General features: G+C 77.1%; 1 protein-coding gene and 1 pseudogene. One reads left to right on the top strand and one right to left on the bottom strand.

From position 1 onward, the window contains the following. A pseudogene (locus KUM32_RS41720) lies at nt 1-258 on the top strand (hypothetical protein); the annotation flags it as partial. Nucleotides 259-273: 15 nt separating this feature from the next. On the opposite strand, the gene KUM32_RS41725 reads toward KUM32_RS41720, so the two are convergent. Then, nucleotides 274-572 (bottom strand): ABC transporter substrate-binding protein (locus KUM32_RS41725; protein WP_374227622.1); only part of this gene is annotated, 299 nt, incomplete at its 5' end.

The raw sequence follows: 572 nt of genomic DNA on the forward strand, positions 1-572 counted from the left end.
GAGGAGACCGGCATGGACTGCGTGCCGGGCCCGCCGCTGCCCAGCACGCACTACGTGGTGGACGGACGCCTCAAGGAGGTCCGCTACTGGGCCGCCCGCGCGCTGGACGACACGTTCATCCCCAACCGCGAGGTGGACCGCCTCATCTGGCTCCCCCCACCCGCCGCCCGCGCCCGCCTGACCCAGCAGCGGGACCGCGACCTGGTGGACGCCCTGCTGGTGCTCCTCGCGGAGAGCGGCGAGGCTTCCGGGGAGTAGGGCCCCGGCCGTCCCTCACCCGCTGCGCAGCACCCGGAAGCGGTCGGGCCGCGCCGGGTCCCGGTCCACGACCCGCACCGGCGGCCAGGCCCACTGCCACACGCCGCTGCCGGCCGGCCGGGAGAAGCGGATCGGCCCGCGCGTCCCCGGCGTCGCGACCCGCGACCACGCGGCGGCGATCCCCGCCCGGTCCACCCCGTGCGTACGCAGCACGTCGGCGAGGACGAGAACGGCGTCGTACCCCTCGTACGCCACGAACGACGGCTCCCCGGCGAGCCGCGTCCGCAACGCCGCCTCGACCCGCACCCCGAGCG

The sequence above is a fragment of the Streptomyces sp. AC627_RSS907 genome, from assembly GCF_019049165.1.